This is a genomic window from Serratia sp. NFX21, from assembly GCF_048517035.1.
GTDB classification, from domain to species: domain Bacteria; phylum Pseudomonadota; class Gammaproteobacteria; order Enterobacterales; family Enterobacteriaceae; genus Serratia; species Serratia quinivorans.
The window spans coordinates 2736701-2752620 of sequence record NZ_CP183196.1; the positions used below are offsets into that span (position 1 = coordinate 2736701).

At 53.6% G+C, this 15920-nt stretch carries 15 protein-coding genes; all 15 read left to right on the forward strand.

What is annotated here, in order from left to right:
• Positions 1-383: 383 nt before the first annotated feature.
• The 15 genes from ACNT1W_RS13010 (at position 384) to ACNT1W_RS13080 (ending at position 15881) form a co-directional block, all read left to right on the forward strand.
• Entirely contained in the window at positions 384-824 is a 441-nt protein-coding gene (locus ACNT1W_RS13010) for a DUF2502 domain-containing protein (RefSeq protein ID WP_419245676.1), read from the forward strand.
• A 175-nt stretch (positions 825-999) separates the two neighbouring features.
• Positions 1000-2007 (forward strand): vitamin B12 ABC transporter permease BtuC, encoded by a 1008-nt coding sequence (gene btuC, locus ACNT1W_RS13015; protein WP_261422984.1) that lies wholly within the window; start codon positions 1000-1002, stop codon positions 2005-2007.
• A 41-nt stretch (positions 2008-2048) separates the two neighbouring features.
• Positions 2049-2600, forward strand: a complete 552-nt coding sequence (locus ACNT1W_RS13020) for a glutathione peroxidase (RefSeq protein ID WP_261422983.1) — start codon at positions 2049-2051, stop codon at positions 2598-2600.
• Between the two features lie 25 nt (positions 2601-2625).
• Entirely contained in the window at positions 2626-3381 is a 756-nt protein-coding gene (btuD, locus tag ACNT1W_RS13025; protein ID WP_012144885.1) for a vitamin B12 ABC transporter ATP-binding protein BtuD, read from the forward strand.
• A 400-nt stretch (positions 3382-3781) separates the two neighbouring features.
• On the forward strand, positions 3782-4936 hold the full coding sequence (gene arnB, locus ACNT1W_RS13030; protein WP_419245677.1) for a UDP-4-amino-4-deoxy-L-arabinose aminotransferase: 1155 nt from the start codon (positions 3782-3784) through the stop codon (positions 4934-4936).
• Complete coding sequence (gene arnC, locus ACNT1W_RS13035) at positions 4923-5903, forward strand: undecaprenyl-phosphate 4-deoxy-4-formamido-L-arabinose transferase (RefSeq protein WP_012144887.1); 981 nt, start codon at positions 4923-4925, stop codon at positions 5901-5903. Before arnB ends, arnC begins: the two co-directional genes overlap by 14 nt.
• Positions 5903-7885, forward strand: a complete 1983-nt coding sequence (gene arnA / locus ACNT1W_RS13040) for a bifunctional UDP-4-amino-4-deoxy-L-arabinose formyltransferase/UDP-glucuronic acid oxidase ArnA (RefSeq protein ID WP_419245678.1) — start codon at positions 5903-5905, stop codon at positions 7883-7885. Before arnC ends, arnA begins: the two co-directional genes overlap by 1 nt.
• Positions 7882-8787, forward strand: coding sequence for a 4-deoxy-4-formamido-L-arabinose-phosphoundecaprenol deformylase (arnD, locus tag ACNT1W_RS13045; protein WP_259189001.1), 906 nt, complete (start codon positions 7882-7884; stop codon positions 8785-8787). The genes arnA and arnD overlap by 4 nt, the downstream gene beginning before the upstream one ends.
• Positions 8784-10451, forward strand: coding sequence for a lipid IV(A) 4-amino-4-deoxy-L-arabinosyltransferase (arnT, locus tag ACNT1W_RS13050; RefSeq protein WP_419245679.1), 1668 nt, complete (start codon positions 8784-8786; stop codon positions 10449-10451). The genes arnD and arnT overlap by 4 nt, the downstream gene beginning before the upstream one ends.
• Positions 10448-10795 carry a 4-amino-4-deoxy-L-arabinose-phosphoundecaprenol flippase subunit ArnE gene (gene arnE / locus ACNT1W_RS13055; protein ID WP_012144891.1) on the forward strand — a complete coding sequence of 116 codons (348 nt, stop codon included), beginning with the start codon at positions 10448-10450 and terminating at the stop codon, positions 10793-10795. Before arnT ends, arnE begins: the two co-directional genes overlap by 4 nt.
• Positions 10792-11184, forward strand: coding sequence for a 4-amino-4-deoxy-L-arabinose-phosphoundecaprenol flippase subunit ArnF (gene arnF / locus ACNT1W_RS13060; protein ID WP_419245680.1), 393 nt, complete (start codon positions 10792-10794; stop codon positions 11182-11184). Before arnE ends, arnF begins: the two co-directional genes overlap by 4 nt.
• 173 nt (positions 11185-11357) lie before the next feature.
• On the forward strand, positions 11358-11822 hold the full coding sequence (locus ACNT1W_RS13065) for an NlpC/P60 family protein (RefSeq protein WP_012144893.1): 465 nt from the start codon (positions 11358-11360) through the stop codon (positions 11820-11822).
• A 57-nt stretch (positions 11823-11879) separates the two neighbouring features.
• Positions 11880-12893, forward strand: a complete 1014-nt coding sequence (locus ACNT1W_RS13070; protein ID WP_135344365.1) for a lipoate--protein ligase A — start codon at positions 11880-11882, stop codon at positions 12891-12893.
• A gap of 553 nt (positions 12894-13446) precedes the next feature.
• Positions 13447-14184, forward strand: coding sequence for an EAL domain-containing protein (locus tag ACNT1W_RS13075; RefSeq protein WP_012144895.1), 738 nt, complete (start codon positions 13447-13449; stop codon positions 14182-14184).
• A gap of 254 nt (positions 14185-14438) precedes the next feature.
• On the forward strand, positions 14439-15881 hold the full coding sequence (locus ACNT1W_RS13080; protein ID WP_419245681.1) for a protein adenylyltransferase SelO: 1443 nt from the start codon (positions 14439-14441) through the stop codon (positions 15879-15881).
• Positions 15882-15920 lie beyond the last annotated feature (39 nt).

Consider the following 15920-nt stretch of genomic DNA (forward strand, 5'->3'; position numbering starts at 1 on the left):
TAATATATTTATTGCGGATTATTCTTATATGTATTTTACATTCTGATTGAGTGGAAATAAAGCAGGGGCCGAAGCCCCTGGAGATTAATAGTGATTGTAGTCGTGCCCCGGTCCGCTACCGCCACGATGACCCCCACCGTGAGGCCCGAAGCAGCAGGCGCTTAGCGCCGTGCTCAGTACTACAGTGCTTATAAATAGCGTACGGCATTCGGTTTTTTAGCTATTCGTTAAAGGTTGTTAGCGACTGTTTTATTCAAAAAAATAAAAAGTATGGAATGTGTAAGGGAGATGAAAACGATCCGAAAATAGGCGTTGGTGAGATAGGCGCAAAATAAGCACACTGATATAACCCACTCAGCAAGAAAATAAAGTCGGAGCGTACAATGAAAAAGATCCTGTTGCTGGTGTGTTTACCGCTGTTGCTGCCGGTGGCTGCGCAGGCGGATGTCTCTATCGATATCAACGTGCCGGGAGTGGCGGTGCATCTGGGGGATCAGGACCGTCGGGGTTACTATTGGGATGGTTATGACTGGCGTCCGCCGCAGTGGTGGCATGAGCACCAGGGGCGTGGCATGGGGGAGCGTAACAATCGGGGTATGTATTGGGATGGTGGCCGCTGGCAATCCTCGCCGCCGCGTGGTTACGATCATCGTGGCCCTGACCGGGGCGGTAACCCGTTCCACGGTGAACGCGATAATCGTAACGACGGCGACCACCGTGACAATGGCAACCATCATGATAACGGCGGTCGTGACAATGACCGTGGTAAGGACAATGGCCATGGTAAACCTTACCCGCAAAACGATAACGACCCGCGTCGCTGATTGATTCAACGGCGGCTGATTTTGCCATCACTTACGGGTGACCGGCAGGATTAGCTGCTGTTTTCCTGTGATTATCCTGATGCAATGCTTTCCCTTCGGGCACTAACCCCCTAATATTTGACCCAGACGTCAATTATTCGGCCGCCTTGGCGGCCAGCAGGGAATCGCCACGCCTATGCCAGCCAGCCAGACCTTTACCTTATTGCTGCACAAACAGCGCCATCGCGATAAACGCCATCTGTTGCTGCTAACGCTGGGCGTTGCCGTGGCCTTTGTTTTCAGCCTCAGTGCGGGCGACGTTTGGCTTTGGCCCTCACAGTGGTCGGGTGAGGCCGCGCAGCTGTTTGTCTGGCAACTACGCCTGCCGCGCGCGCTGGCAGTGATGTTGGTAGGGGCCAGCCTGGCGGTGGCCGGGGCGGTAATGCAGTCGCTGTTTGAAAATCCGCTAGCCGAGCCGGGTTTGCTGGGCGTCGCCAACGGCGCGGGGGTGGCATTGGTGCTAACGGTGCTGCTGGGCAACGGCCTGCTGCCGGTAGCATTTATGAGCCTGAGCGCCATTGCCGGTGCGCTGATCATGACCTTTCTGTTGCTGAGCTTTGCCCGTCGAAAACGTCTGACCAATGCGCGTCTACTGCTGGTGGGTGTTGCCTTGGGCATTGTGTGTAGCGCGGTGATGACTTGGGCGGTGTATTTTAGTTCCAGCCTGGACCTGCGCCAGCTGATGTATTGGATGATGGGCGGTTTTGGCGGTGTAGACTGGCGGCAGAAATGGCTGGTGCTGGCATTGTTACCGGTGCTGCTTTGGCTGTGTTGCCAGGGCAAGGCGCTAAACTTTATGGCGCTGGGTGAAGTACAGGCGCGTCAACTTGGGCTTTCCCTGCATCTGTGGCGTAATCTACTGGTGCTGGCCATCGGCTGGCTGGTGGGCGTCAGTGTGGCTTTGGCCGGGGTGATTGGTTTTGTCGGACTGGTCATACCGCACATGCTGCGTCTCAGTGGCCTGACCAATCAGCGATATTTATTGCCGGGCTGCGCACTGGCTGGCGCCGGTGTGTTGCTGGCGGCCGATGTGGTGGCGCGTATTACGCTGCTGTCGGCTGAATTACCCATCGGCGTGGTAACCGCCACGCTGGGGGCACCGCTATTTATCTGGCTACTGACCCGGGTAAAAAGCTTAAGGTAGTTTCTCTGTTCACCTGCAAGTAAAACAAGAGGATAAGCTCCATGACTCAAGCGATTTATGACATTCCGTTGAACACTATCGAGAATCAATCCACCACGCTGGGCAAATATAAAGGCAGCGTGTTGCTGGTGGTCAATGTGGCTTCGGAATGCGGCCTGACCAAGCAATATGCCGGGCTGGAAGCCCTGTACGAAACCTACCGTGACCAGGGTTTTGAGGTATTGGGCTTCCCATCCAACGAGTTCCTCGGGCAGGAGCCTGGCAGCAACGAAGAGATCCTGGCGTTTTGCCGTGGCACCTTTGGCGTTGAGTTCCCGATGTTTGCCAAGCTTGAAGTGAACAGCGAAAACCGTCATCCGCTGTACCAGGCGCTGATTGCCGCCGAACCGCAAGCCGTGGCGCCGCAGGACAGTGGATTCCTGGAGCGCATGAGCAGTAAAGGCCGGGCACCAAAGCAAACCGGTGACATTCTGTGGAATTTTGAGAAATTCCTGATCGGGCGTGATGGCAATGTGATCCAACGTTTCTCTCCGGATATGACACCGGAAGATCCTGCGTTGGTGGCCGCCGTCAAACAGGCGTTGGCCAAGTAATATAAAGAAGGAGCGATAATTCATAATGCTGCAACTCAGTCAGGTTGGGGTAGAAGGGCGTCTGGCCCCATTTTCAGCACAGGTCGATGCTGGGTTGCAGTTTCACCTTATTGGTCCGAACGGTGCCGGCAAAAGTACACTGCTGGCGTGTTTGGCAGGCATGCTGCCTGGCACGGGAGAGATCCGGCTGGCAGACCAGCCGCTGGCGGGTTATCAGGGCAATGAACTGGCTCTGCGCCGTGCTTATTTAAGCCAGCAACAGCCGCCAGTGGCGCTGATGCCGGTATTCCAGTATCTGGAACTGCACCGGCCTGCAGGTAGCACGGAACAGGCGCTGGAGAGCACTATTGTTTATCTGTGCCAGCGTTTTAAACTGATGGACAAGCTGCCGCGCATGCTGACTCAGTTGTCCGGCGGTGAATGGCAGCGGGTGCGGCTGGCCGCGGTATTACTGCAGGTTTGGCCGACGGTCAATCCTTACAGCCAACTGCTGTTACTGGATGAACCGACCAATAGCCTGGACGTGGCGCAAAAAGTAGCGCTGGATCGGTTACTGCGTGAGTTTTGTCAGAGTGGACGTAGCGCGTTGGTTTGCGCGCACGACCTTAATCATACCTTGCAGCAGGCCGATCGGGTCTGGTTGCTGCATGCCGGGCGCCTTGTCGCACAGGGAACCACGCGGGAAGTGATGGAGCCGGTATTGCTTTCACAGATCTATGACGTGGATTTTCACCTGCAGGCGGTAGGCGATCAACGCTGGATTATGACCAGGACGGCATAATGCGTTAGCGCATTGAAAATGCGACTTAAACGAAAAATAAACGGACCTGATATAAATAGCCGGATAACGACCGGCTTTATTTCCCCTTGCTTCCCAAAAATACCTCATCAATCTTGAAAGCCGTCGCTGAAGTGCTACGATGATTAAGTTCAAACAGAATAATTATATAATTACATATAACTATAACTAATTGATTTTGAAATCAATTAAATTTAATGATGATAGCCCCCGCAGATCAGATAGTTAGCTGATAATAAATTGCATCTTAAGGTTTAGTTAAGCTTGCGGCCGTACATTGGCAGTTAATCCATCAGGAACGATTCTCTCTGGCGTTTAATATTCGTTAAATAAAAGAGATCTACAGTGTCATTAAAGCAATTTGATACGTTTGGGGTTAACTATGGATCAATTTTTACCTTTCTCACGCCCGGCGATTGGCGATGAAGAGATCGCGGCGGTAGAAAAGGTATTGCGCTCAGGCTGGATCACCACCGGGCCGCAAAATCAGCAGTTGGAAAGTGAGTTCTGTGCCACCTTCGGCTGTAAACACGCCATTGCCGTCTGTTCCGCTACTGCAGGTATGCATATCACCCTGATGGCGTTGAACATTGGCCCGGGTGACGAAGTTATCACCCCGTCCCAGACCTGGGTTTCTACCCTCAACATGATTGAATTGCTCGGTGCGACGCCGGTGATGATTGACGTTGACCGAGATACGCTGATGGTCAGCGCCAGTGATGTTGAAGCCGCCATTACGACGAAAACCAAAGCCATTGTCCCGGTGCACTACGCCGGCGCACCGTTGCAGATGGATGCACTGCGTGAGGTGGCAAAACGCCATAATCTCCCCCTGATTGAAGACGCCGCTCATGCGGTGGGCGCCCGTTACAACGGTGAGTGGGTGGGGGCTCGCGGCACGGCAATTTTCTCATTCCATGCGATAAAAAACCTGACCTGTGCCGAAGGCGGCCTGATCGCCACCGACGACGACCAACTGGCAGATCGCCTGCGCTGTCTGAAGTTCCACGGCCTGGCCGTTGATGCTTTTGATCGCCAGCAGTTGGGGCGCAAACCCCAGGCCGAAGTGGTCGAGCCTGGTTACAAATACAATCTTTCTGATATCCACGCGGCTATCGCCGTGGTGCAGTTGGCCCGTCTGCCGCAGCTTAATGCTCGCCGCAAGGCGCTGGCGCAACGTTACCTCACCGCTCTGGAAGGTTCGCCTTTCCTGCCGTTGGGATTACCTGATTATCCGCACGACCATGCCTGGCATCTGTTTATGGTGCGCGTTGACGCTGAACGCTGCGGTATCGATCGCGACCAGTTGATGGAACGCCTGAAAGAAATGGGTATCGGTACCGGCCTGCATTTCCGCGCCGCCCATACCCAGAAGTTTTATCGCGATCGCTATCCGCAGCTTTCCTTGCCCAATACCGAATGGAACTCGGCACGTCTGTGCACCTTGCCGCTATTCCCTGATATGACCGACGCCGATGTTGATCGCGTGGTTAAAGCCTTGTCTTCTGTTGTGGAGTCGTTACGTGTCTCGCGTTGAACCGATAAAAAAAGTTTCGGTGGTGATCCCGGTCTATAACGAGCAGGAAAGTTTGCCTGCCTTGCTCGAACGTACTACCGCCGCCTGTAAACAACTGACCCAACCTTATGAAATTATCCTGGTCGATGACGGCAGCAGCGACAATTCTGCCGATATGCTGACCGCCGCGGCCGAACAGCCGGGCAGCTGCGTGATTGCCGTGTTGCTTAACCGTAACTATGGGCAGCATTCGGCGATCATGGCCGGTTTCAATCAGGTAAGTGGCGATCTGGTGATTACGCTGGATGCCGATTTGCAAAACCCACCGGAAGAGATCCCGCGTCTGGTGAAAGTGGCGGAAGAAGGTTACGACGTGGTGGGAACCGTGCGTGCCAACCGTCAGGACTCCTGGTTCCGCAAAAGCGCTTCGCGCATCATCAATATGATGATCCAACGTGCCACCGGTAAATCGATGGGGGATTACGGCTGCATGCTGCGCGCCTATCGCCGCCATATTATCGAGGCGATGTTGAACTGCCACGAGCGCAGTACCTTTATCCCCATTCTGGCGAATACCTTTGCCCGCCGCACCACTGAAATTGAAGTGCTGCATGCCGAGCGCGAGTTTGGTGATTCCAAATACAGCCTGATGAAGCTGATTAACCTGATGTATGACCTGATCACCTGCCTGACTACGACGCCGCTGCGTTTGCTCAGCGTGGTGGGCAGTGTGGTGGCGCTGTCAGGTTTTTTGCTGGCGGTGCTGTTGATCGCTTTGCGTTTGATTATGGGACCTGAATGGTCGGGCGGCGGGGTGTTCACCCTGTTTGCCGTGCTGTTTACCTTTATCGGCGCCCAATTTGTCGGCATGGGCCTGTTGGGAGAGTACATCGGTCGCATCTATACCGACGTTCGTGCTCGTCCCCGTTATTTTGTTCAGAAAGTGGTCGGTGAACAGCCGAACCACAATACTCAGGAAGAAGAATAATGAAAGCTATCGTATTTGCTTACCATGATATTGGCTGCGCTGGTCTGAAAGCGCTGACTGACGCGGGCTATGATATTCAGGCGGTATTCACCCATACCGACGATCCTGGTGAGAACAACTTTTTCTCCTCCGTTGCCCGTGTGGGTGCCGAATTGGAGCTGCCGGTTTATGCGCCAGAAGACGTTAACCACCCGCTGTGGATCGAACGTATCCGCGAGATGCAGCCTGACATTATTTTCTCATTCTATTACCGCAATATGCTGAGCGAAGAGCTGCTGTCACTGGCGCCAAAAGGCGGCTTCAATCTGCATGGCTCACTGCTGCCGCATTACCGTGGTCGCGCACCGGTAAACTGGGCGCTGGTAAATGGGGAAACCGAAACCGGTGCCACGCTGCACAAAATGGTTAAGCGTCCGGATGCCGGTGATATTGTTGGCCAGCACAAAGTGGCGATTGCCGCTAACGATACCGCGCTGACCCTGCACAAAAAAGTGTTGGAAGCGGCACAGGCGCTGCTGAAAGAGCAACTGCCGAAGCTGAAAAACGAGACGGCCTCATTCACCAGGCAAAATGAAGCTGAAGCCAGCTATTTTGGTCGTCGCACCGCGGCAGATGGTGAAATTCTGTGGCATAAATCAGCGCAGGAAATCAACAACCTGGTCCGTGCCGTGACCGAACCTTACCCTGGTGCTTTCAGCTACCTTGGCCAGCGTAAACTGATTGTCTGGCGTGCCCGCGTGCTGGATACCCGGCACGACAAGCAACCGGGTACCGTGCTCAGTACCTCTCCGCTGATCATTGCCTGCGGTGAAGGCGCGCTGGAAATTGTGGCCGGCCAAAACGATGTCGGTTTGTACGTGCAAGGCAGCCGTCTGGCGCAGGAAATGGGTATCGTCACCGACGTGCGCCTGGCCGCCAAGCCAAACGCAGTGATGAAACGCAGAACCCGCGTGCTGATCCTCGGCGTTAACGGCTTTATCGGTAACCACCTGACCGAACGCCTGCTGCGTGATGACCGCTATGATATCTACGGTCTGGATATCGGTTCTGACGCCATCAGCCGTTTCCTGGGTAACCCGCGTTTCCACTTTGTGGAAGGGGATATCAGCATCCACTCCGAGTGGATCGAGTATCACATCAAGAAATGTGACGTGATCCTGCCGCTGGTGGCGATTGCCACACCGATTGAATACACCCGCAACCCACTGCGCGTATTCGAGCTGGATTTCGAAGAAAACCTGAAAATCGTCCGCGACTGCGTGAAATACAACAAGCGCATTATCTTCCCGTCCACCTCCGAGGTGTACGGCATGTGTGACGACAAGGAATTCGACGAAGACCACTCACGCCTGATTGTCGGCCCGATCAACAAACAGCGCTGGATTTACTCGGTATCCAAGCAGTTGCTGGATCGAGTGATCTGGGCCTACGGTGCCAAAGAAGGCTTGAAGTTCACACTGTTCCGTCCGTTTAACTGGATGGGCCCGCGTCTGGATAACCTGGATGCCGCACGTATCGGCTCTTCTCGCGCCATTACCCAGCTGATCCTCAACCTGGTGGAAGGCTCGCCAATTAAATTGATGGACGGCGGGGCGCAAAAACGTTGCTTCACCGACATCAATGACGGTATCGAAGCGCTGTTCCGCATTATCGAAAACCGTGATGGCCTGTGCGATGGTCAGATCGTCAACATCGGTAACCCGACCAACGAAGCCAGTATCCGCGAGTTGGCAGAAATGCTGCTCGAAAGCTTCAACAATCATCCGCTGCGTGACCGTTTCCCACCGTTTGCCGGCTTCAAGGACGTTGAAAGCAGCAGCTATTACGGTAAAGGCTATCAGGACGTTGAGCACCGCACGCCGAGCATCAAGAATGCCCGCCGCTTGCTGGATTGGCAGCCAACCATCGCCATGCAGCAAACCGTCGCTGATACGTTGGATTACTTCCTGCGTACGACCGTTCAGGAAGGTGACGGTGCATGAAGAAAGTCGGTCTGCGAGTTGACGTAGATACCTTCAGCGGCACCCGGGAAGGGGTGCCGCAGTTGCTGGAGCTGTTCGACAAGTACAATATTCAGGCCAGTTTCTTCTTCAGCGTTGGACCGGACAATATGGGGCGCCATTTGTGGCGCCTTTTGCGTCCGAAATTCCTGTGGAAAATGCTGCGCTCCAATGCCGCGTCACTGTACGGCTGGGATATTTTGCTGGCAGGTACGGCCTGGCCGGGGCGTAATATTGCCCGTGCCCTGGGGCCGTTGATGAAACTGACTGCACAGGCTGGGCATGAAGTGGGGCTGCACGCCTGGGATCACCAGGGTTGGCAGGCCAAAGTTGGCCGTTGGTCAGAAGCGCAACTGATGCAGCAGGTTCAGCTCGGTGTGGATGCGCTGGCCAACAGTACCGGTCAGCCTGTCAAATGTTCGGCGGTTGCCGGTTGGCGTGCCGATACGCGGGTGCTGGAAGTGAAGCAGCGTTTTGGTTTTCACTACAACAGCGACTGTCGTGGCACCCATCCCTTCCGTCCGGTGTTAAGCGATGGCCGCCTGGGAACCGTACAGATCCCGGTCACGTTGCCCACCTTTGATGAGGTGATTGGCAGTGAAGTGAGTATGAATGATTTCAACGATTACATTCTGCGGGCGATTGAAAACGATCGCGGTGTGCCGGTGTATACCATTCATACCGAAGTGGAGGGCATGTCACAGGCCGCAATGTTTGAGCAGTTACTGCAGCGGGCGCAACGGCAGGGCATAGAATTCTGTCCGTTAAGCGCACTGTTGCCTCAAGATTTGGCGTCATTGCCATTGGGCCGCGTTGAGCGTGCTCCTTTCCCTGGTCGCGAAGGTTGGCTGGGTTGTCAAACCGATGTGAAGGACGATTCATGAAGGCGCTAAAAGGATCATGGGCTATTTTGTTGGCCATTTTTTTTGCTCTGGTTTACCTGATTCCGCTCAACGGCCGCCTGCTATGGCAACCGGATGAAACCCGCTACGCCGAGATTAGCCGCGAAATGCTGCAACGCGGCGACTGGGTAGTGCCACATTTGCTTGGCCTGCGTTATTTTGAAAAACCGGTGGCCGGCTACTGGTTCAATAACATCAGCCAATGGTTGTTTGGCGATACCAACTTTGCGGTGCGCTTCGGTTCGGTATTCAGTACCGGCATGACGGCGCTGCTGGTATTCGCACTGGCAATGCTGATGTGGCGCAATGCGCGCCGTGCCAGCCTGGCGACGTTGATTTTCCTGTCGATGGTTCTGGTATTCAGTATCGGTACCTACAGCGTGTTGGACCCGATGATCTCCTTGTGGCTGGCCGCCGCGATGGTCAGTTATTATCTGACGCTGAAAGCGACCACGGCCAAAGGCAAGCTGGGCGGCTACGTGCTGTTGGGGCTGGCCTGCGGCATGGGCTTTATGACCAAGGGTTTTCTGGCACTGGCGGTGCCGGTGATCGCGGTGATCCCGATTGTCATTCAACAGCGGCGAATTAAAGACCTGTTGATCTACGGCCCAGTGGCTATTGTGGTGGCGGTGCTGCTGAGCTTGCCTTGGGCGCTGGCCATCGCACAACGTGAGCCGGATTTCTGGAACTACTTCTTCTGGGTGGAGCATATTCAACGTTTCGCCGAGGACAATGCGCAACATAAAGCCCCGTTCTGGTATTACGTCCCGGTTTTGATGGCGGCGGTGTTGCCCTGGTTGGCACTGCTGCCGGGATCCTTGCTCAAGGGCTGGCGGGAACGCGTTCAGCGTCCGGAACTGTTCTTCCTGCTTAGCTGGGTAATGATGCCGTTGATCTTCTTCAGTATCGCCAAGGGCAAGCTGCCGACCTATATTTTACCGTGCATGGCACCCCTGGCATTGCTGATGGCAGCCTATGCCGAAGACTGCGTGGCGGCATTGCGCAGCAAGGTATTCAAGGTTAACGCCGTATTAAACGGATTGTTTGGCTTAATCTGCATCCTGGCGCTGGTGGTTCTGGGCTCCGGACTGTTACCCAAAGTGCATTTGTTTACCGCGCAAGAGTGGCCGAAGATTGCTATCGGTATTATCGCCTTTGCCGGTTGGTTGTTGTTTGCCGTAGTGTCGGTGCGTAATAATGCGCAACGCTGGAGCTGGGCAGCGGCTTGCCCATTGTTGCTGTGTTTGTTGATTGGTTACGCCATTCCGCAGCAGGTGACCGACTCCAAGCTGCCGCAAAACTTTATCCGGGTGAATATGGCTGAATTAGGCCATAGCCGCTACGTGCTGACCGACAGCGTTGGCGTAGCGGCTGGGTTGGCCTGGGAGTTGAAGCGCAGCGACGTATTGATGTTTAACCAGAAGGGGGAGGTGTCCTACGGTTTGGAGTATCCGGATGCCCGCAGCCATCTCATCAGCGACAGCGATTTCCCGCAGTGGCTGGCACAGGCGCGTAAACAGGGCGATGTCTCACTGGTGTTGCAGTTGTCGCGTGGAGAAAGCATTGATCAGCAAAAACTGCCGAAAGCAGATAAGGTTGAGGTGATGAATCGTCTGGCGTTGTTCTGGTACCAACAGCAGCCATGATAGTCGGCTATTTGTTGGTGGTACTGGTCAGTCTGCTCACCTGTGGTGGGCAGCTGTGCCAGAAACAGGCCGCTCTGAGCTGGCAGTTACCTCCCGAAGTCAGGCGGGGGGTAACGCTGCGCTGGTTGGCGCTGGCCGTTTTGCTGTTGGGGCTGGGCATGGCGGTGTGGCTTAATGTGTTGCAACGTTTGCCGCTCAGCCTGGCATATCCGACGCTCAGCCTGAATTTTGTTCTGGTGACGCTGGCCGCCCGCTGGCTGTTTAATGAGCCGACTACCGCACGCCATTGGTACGGAGTGGCTTCAATCATGCTGGGGATCCTGCTGATGAGTATCAATCCATGAGAGGTTATGCCTGGGGCGCGGCCAGCGTGCTGTTAGTCACGCTGGCACAGTTGCTGATGAAGTGGGGCATGGCGCAGATCCCCCTGATGTCATTTGCCGACGTCACCCTGAACCTGTTTATGCAGTATTGGTTGCCGTTAGTGGTGGTCAGCGGCGGTATTTTTGGCTATGCGCTGTCAATGCTGTGTTGGTTCTTCGCGCTGCACCATTTACCACTCAATCGTGCTTACCCGCTGTTGAGTGTAAGTTATGCGCTGGTCTATCTGGCGGCGGTGATCCTGCCCTGGTTTAATGAATCCGCCACGCTGCTGAAAACCTTGGGCACGCTGTTTATCCTGTTTGGCGTGTGGCTGATTAACAGTCAGGCCAAGGTAAAAACGCTCCAATAGCGCGAAAACCGGCGTCAATTCGATTATCTCCTTCACCATGCTTGCCTTTTTCCCCTACAGGGGGATAAATTAGCCCAAAATAGCGCTTTCCTTAGCTGGTGTCGGCTTTGCCTCGCAGGCGGTATGCTTTAGCGGGAGGCATAAAGCGGCAATCTGTTCAATGAAGGGATATTATGCGGATGCGTATTTGGTTTTTATTAGCCAGTTTAATTCTTGCCGGTTGTAGCAGCCATGCGCCGCCGCCGAGCGGCAAATTGGCCGATTCGATTGTGGTTGTCGCTCAGTTAAACGAACAGTTGCGTCAATGGTACGGTGCCCCTTATCGCTATGGCGGGTTAGACCGCGGTGGCGTCGACTGCTCCGGGTTTGTTTATCGCACCTTCAGCGATCGTTTCGATATGCAATTACCACGCTCTACTGAAGAGCAAACCTCGCTGGGAACCAAAGTCTCTCGCGATGAGCTGATGCCCGGCGATCTGGTGTTTTTCAAAACCGGTGGCGGTGAGAATGGTTTGCACGTTGGCATTTATGACACTAACGATCAGTTTATCCATGCCTCAACCAGCCGCGGCGTGATACGTTCCTCGCTGAACAACGTCTACTGGAAGAAGGTCTACTGGCAGGCGCGTCGCATTTAGCTCTAACCTCTTGATTTGGTGTATCATGGCGGTATCACATTGTTAACGGTGGCCGCCATGAGTAACTTACGCCTGTTGATTTCCGATTCCTACGATCCCTGGTTCAATCTGGCAGTGGAAGAGTGCATCTTCCGCGAAATGACTACGCAGAAAATTCTGTTCCTGTGGCGCAATGCCGAAACCGTGGTCATTGGTCAGTCACAAAACCCCTGGAAAGAGTGCAACACCCGCCGCATGGAGCAGGACGGTATTCGTCTGGCACGCCGCAGCAGCGGCGGTGGTGCGGTATTCCACGATTTGGGCAATAGCTGTTTTACCTTTATGGCGGGCAAACCCGGTTACGATAAAACCGTCTCTACCGGCATTATTCTGCAAGCTCTGGCTCAGTTGGGCATTAAGGCCACCGCATCGGGACGCAATGACCTGGTGATTGATACCGCAGAGGGCGTGCGTAAAATCTCCGGCTCGGCCTATCGGGAAACTCAGGATCGCGGGTTCCACCATGGCACCTTGTTGCTGAACGCGGATCTCAATCGCCTGGCCGACTACCTTAATCCGGACCCTAAAAAATTGCAGGCCAAGGGCATCACCTCGGTACGTTCTCGCGTTGCCAATCTGGCGGAGTTTAAAGCCGATATCAGCCACCAGCAGGTGTGCGACGCAATCACTCAGGCGTTCTTTGAGCATTATGGTGAGACTGCGAAAGCAGAAATCATTTCGCCTGACGTTTATCCCGATTTGCCGGATTTTGCCGCGCAGTTTGCCAAACAAAGCAGTTGGCAATGGAATTTCGGCAAGGCGCCGGCATTCAGTCACCTGCTGAATGAACGGTTTGTCTGGGGTGGGGTAGATATCTTCTTTGACGTGGAAAAAGGCGCCATTTGCCGGGCGCAGATTTTTACCGACAGTCTCAGCCCGGCACCGTTGCAACGGCTGGCCGAGATGCTGGTGGGCTGTACCTATCGCAGCGAGGCGTTGGCGAATTGCTGCGATGCTTTGATTGTGCAGTACCCAGAGCAGGCCGCAGAATTAACCGAGCTGCGACAATGGTTGCTTGAAACGATCAAATAACGTTCGGATCCTGAATGCTCCGGGATGAGGCAACTCATCCCTTTTTTACGCCGCGAGTTTGCCTCTCTTTCATGCCGTAATCTTTTTTTGCAAAAAAATGCAGTAAAAACACTCAGGTAGCATATTTTACCCGAAAATCAAGGTGGGCATTTTTTTGCCGATTCAATGCAAGGAATAACGCCAGGAATTGATGCGTTATTAAATTTAATCAGTTAAGCTCACTGCGTTGTACATAGGCCAGAGATACGGATCTGATATTTAACGCGGAATAGGAATTTCTTTAATTAAAACAATGTCGATAAGTCAAATTTTCAGAATTATCTTATCACATAAGCCAAATACTTCTCAAATTCATGCCGTGGGTCACGGTTGTTGCCTTAAGCCAAATTGTTTTCATCTCCGTGTTATGTCCGTCTAATATAGCTTTAATCTATCAATTAAATGATAAATTATGACTGGCTGTATTGATATTTCCGATTAATCTCACAGGGATTGATCGATAAAATATATTGATATACGATGAGATGTTCGCCATTCAGCCTATGGCATTGAAATGAAAATCCAACTCGAAGCTGACTTTATTAGTAGCTATGTTTTTCAACCTGTTTACTCAATGGAGGGCAGGCTGTTGGCGGTAGAAATCTTGAACCGTTTTAATAGCCTGGACGGTGATTTGGCGATGCCGGCTGACATTGGGATTAATTTATTGTCCACCGAGCAAAGGATTGAGTTATTTAATGAACAATTGAGTTTGGCGGAGCAAAATGCCGCCTGGTTTGTCGAAAACGATGTATTGTTGACGCTTGACGTCGAAGAAATCCTGGTCGATTTGATTCTTGCTGACGATCAATTGTGCGAACGGATCAGACAATGGTCATTTATCGCCTTTGAAATCAGCGAGGGTTTTCCGAATCTTTCGGCGGGGAAAAACAATGAAAAAATTCGTCGGCTTAGTGAGAAATTCTCACTGTGGTTGGACGACTTTGGTTCTGGTCAGGCAACTCTGACCGCATTGTATGATGGTCTATTCGACTACGTGAAAATCGATAAGCGATTTTACTGGCAGCTGTTTACCCACCAGGGTTATGACGTGGTCATTGATTCGCTATTAAAGAATATCAATCTGCTGTGCAAGGGAGTCATCGTCGAAGGAATAGAGAGGGAGGAGTATTTTAATAAGCTCAGACACGCCGGTGTTTTTGGCCTGCAAGGTTTTTTATGGCCCAGCGTTGGTGTGGATAATTTGGCGGCGTTACGGGTAACGCCCGATGAGTTCAAAAACAATAATTGAGAGTACTACACACACAATGGTTCCAATAATGGTCGGGATGAAGTTGGCTGCTATCCCGGTACTGTTATTCATTATCATTCTCTCGCTGATAAAGTATTTTATTCATCAGCGCAAAAAGGCTTTTAAGCCGTATCGGTATACATAAAAGCCAATCCCCTCGCATCTGTCCTGGTATCAGGCAGATGCGTTCTCCCTGCATTTCTTCCGTGTTAATCCCCACGCCCAGGCTCTACACTAGGTGGAACGGAGGGCCTATGCCGCAGTTTGAAAATGCTTACCAACAACAATTAGCCGGTTTTTATACCGAATTGAACCCCACGCCGTTAACGGGGACTCGCCTGCTGTATCACAGCGAGCCACTGGCGCGTGAGCTGGGGCTGGACGAAAGCTGGTTTACCCAGGATAAAACCCCTATTTGGGCGGGAGAAACGCTGCTGCCGGGTATGCGGCCGCTGGCACAGGTGTACAGCGGACATCAGTTCGGCGTCTGGGCCGGGCAATTGGGTGATGGTCGCGGCATTTTGCTGGGTGAACAGCGGCTGGCGGATGGTCGCAGCATGGACTGGCATCTGAAAGGGGCCGGGCTGACGCCGTATTCACGTATGGGCGACGGCCGTGCGGTGCTGCGCTCGGTGATCCGTGAGTTCCTGGCTTCCGAGGCGTTGCATCATCTGGGCATTCCAACCACGCGTGCGTTGACCATTGTGACCAGCGATCAGCCCGTCTATCGCGAACAGGCTGAACGTGGGGCGATGCTGCTACGCGTAGCGGAAAGCCACGTGCGTTTCGGCCATTTCGAACATTTTTATTACCGTAAGCAGCCGGAGCAGGTGCAGCAGTTGGCTGATTTTGTGATTGCCCGCCACTGGCCGCAGTTTAAAGGTCAGAGTGATGGCTATCTGCTGTGGTTTACCGATGTGGTCGAACGCACCGCCCGGCTCATCGCCCATTGGCAGACCGTCGGCTTTGCTCACGGCGTGATGAACACCGATAACATGTCGATTTTGGGTATCACCATCGACTATGGTCCCTACGGCTTCCTTGACGATTATAAGCCCGACTATATCTGTAACCATTCCGATCATCAGGGGCGTTATGCCTATGATAACCAACCGGCGGTGGCGCTGTGGAATCTTCACCGCCTGGCACAAACCTTGTCCGGGCTGATGAGCACCGAGCAGTTGCAAAATGCGCTGGCGGCCTATGAACCGGCCCTGATGCGTGCCTATGGGGAACAGATGAGAGCCAAGCTCGGCTTTTTCACCCAGTCGCAGCAGGATAATGATTTGCTGACCGGATTGCTGAGTCTGATGGCGCAAGAGGGCCGGGACTATAGCCGGACATTCCGCTTGCTAAGCCAGACGGAGCAGCAGCAGGCGCAGTCGCCGCTGCGAGATGAATTTATCGATCGCGCCGCATTCGATGGCTGGTATCAGCAGTACCGCCAGCGCCTGCAGCAAGAACAGATAAGTGACGCGCAGCGCCAGCAGGCGATGAAGGCAGTGAATCCGAAGCTAATCCTGCGCAACTATCTGGCGCAACAGGCGATAGAAAGCGCCGAACAAGATGATGTCAGTAAGCTGGCGCGGCTGCATCAGGCGTTACTGGCGCCATTCGCGGATAACCCGGAGTATGACGATCTCGCCGCGTTGCCGCCGGACTGGGGCAAACATCTGGAAATTTCTTGTTCTAGCTGATTGACGAAGAAAGATGACGGGCGCGGTACAGCGCGCCCG

Excerpts from the sequence above, each read along its gene's own strand:
- ACNT1W_RS13010 (WP_419245676.1), top strand. The coding sequence starts at position 384 with ATGAAAAAGATCCTGTTGCTGGTGTGTTTACCGCTGTTGCTGCCGGTG.
- btuC (WP_261422984.1), top strand. The coding sequence starts at position 1,000 with ATGCCAGCCAGCCAGACCTTTACCTTATTGCTGCACAAACAGCGCCAT.
- ACNT1W_RS13020 (WP_261422983.1), top strand. The coding sequence starts at position 2,049 with ATGACTCAAGCGATTTATGACATTCCGTTGAACACTATCGAGAATCAA.
- btuD (WP_012144885.1), top strand. The coding sequence starts at position 2,626 with ATGCTGCAACTCAGTCAGGTTGGGGTAGAAGGGCGTCTGGCCCCATTT.
- arnB (WP_419245677.1), top strand. The coding sequence starts at position 3,782 with ATGGATCAATTTTTACCTTTCTCACGCCCGGCGATTGGCGATGAAGAG.
- arnA (WP_419245678.1), top strand. The coding sequence starts at position 5,903 with ATGAAAGCTATCGTATTTGCTTACCATGATATTGGCTGCGCTGGTCTG.
- arnD (WP_259189001.1), top strand. The coding sequence starts at position 7,882 with ATGAAGAAAGTCGGTCTGCGAGTTGACGTAGATACCTTCAGCGGCACC.
- arnT (WP_419245679.1), top strand. The coding sequence starts at position 8,784 with ATGAAGGCGCTAAAAGGATCATGGGCTATTTTGTTGGCCATTTTTTTT.
- arnE (WP_012144891.1), top strand. The coding sequence starts at position 10,448 with ATGATAGTCGGCTATTTGTTGGTGGTACTGGTCAGTCTGCTCACCTGT.
- arnF (WP_419245680.1), top strand. The coding sequence starts at position 10,792 with ATGAGAGGTTATGCCTGGGGCGCGGCCAGCGTGCTGTTAGTCACGCTG.
- ACNT1W_RS13065 (WP_012144893.1), top strand. The coding sequence starts at position 11,358 with ATGCGGATGCGTATTTGGTTTTTATTAGCCAGTTTAATTCTTGCCGGT.
- ACNT1W_RS13070 (WP_135344365.1), top strand. The coding sequence starts at position 11,880 with ATGAGTAACTTACGCCTGTTGATTTCCGATTCCTACGATCCCTGGTTC.
- ACNT1W_RS13075 (WP_012144895.1), top strand. The coding sequence starts at position 13,447 with ATGAAAATCCAACTCGAAGCTGACTTTATTAGTAGCTATGTTTTTCAA.
- ACNT1W_RS13080 (WP_419245681.1), top strand. The coding sequence starts at position 14,439 with ATGCCGCAGTTTGAAAATGCTTACCAACAACAATTAGCCGGTTTTTAT.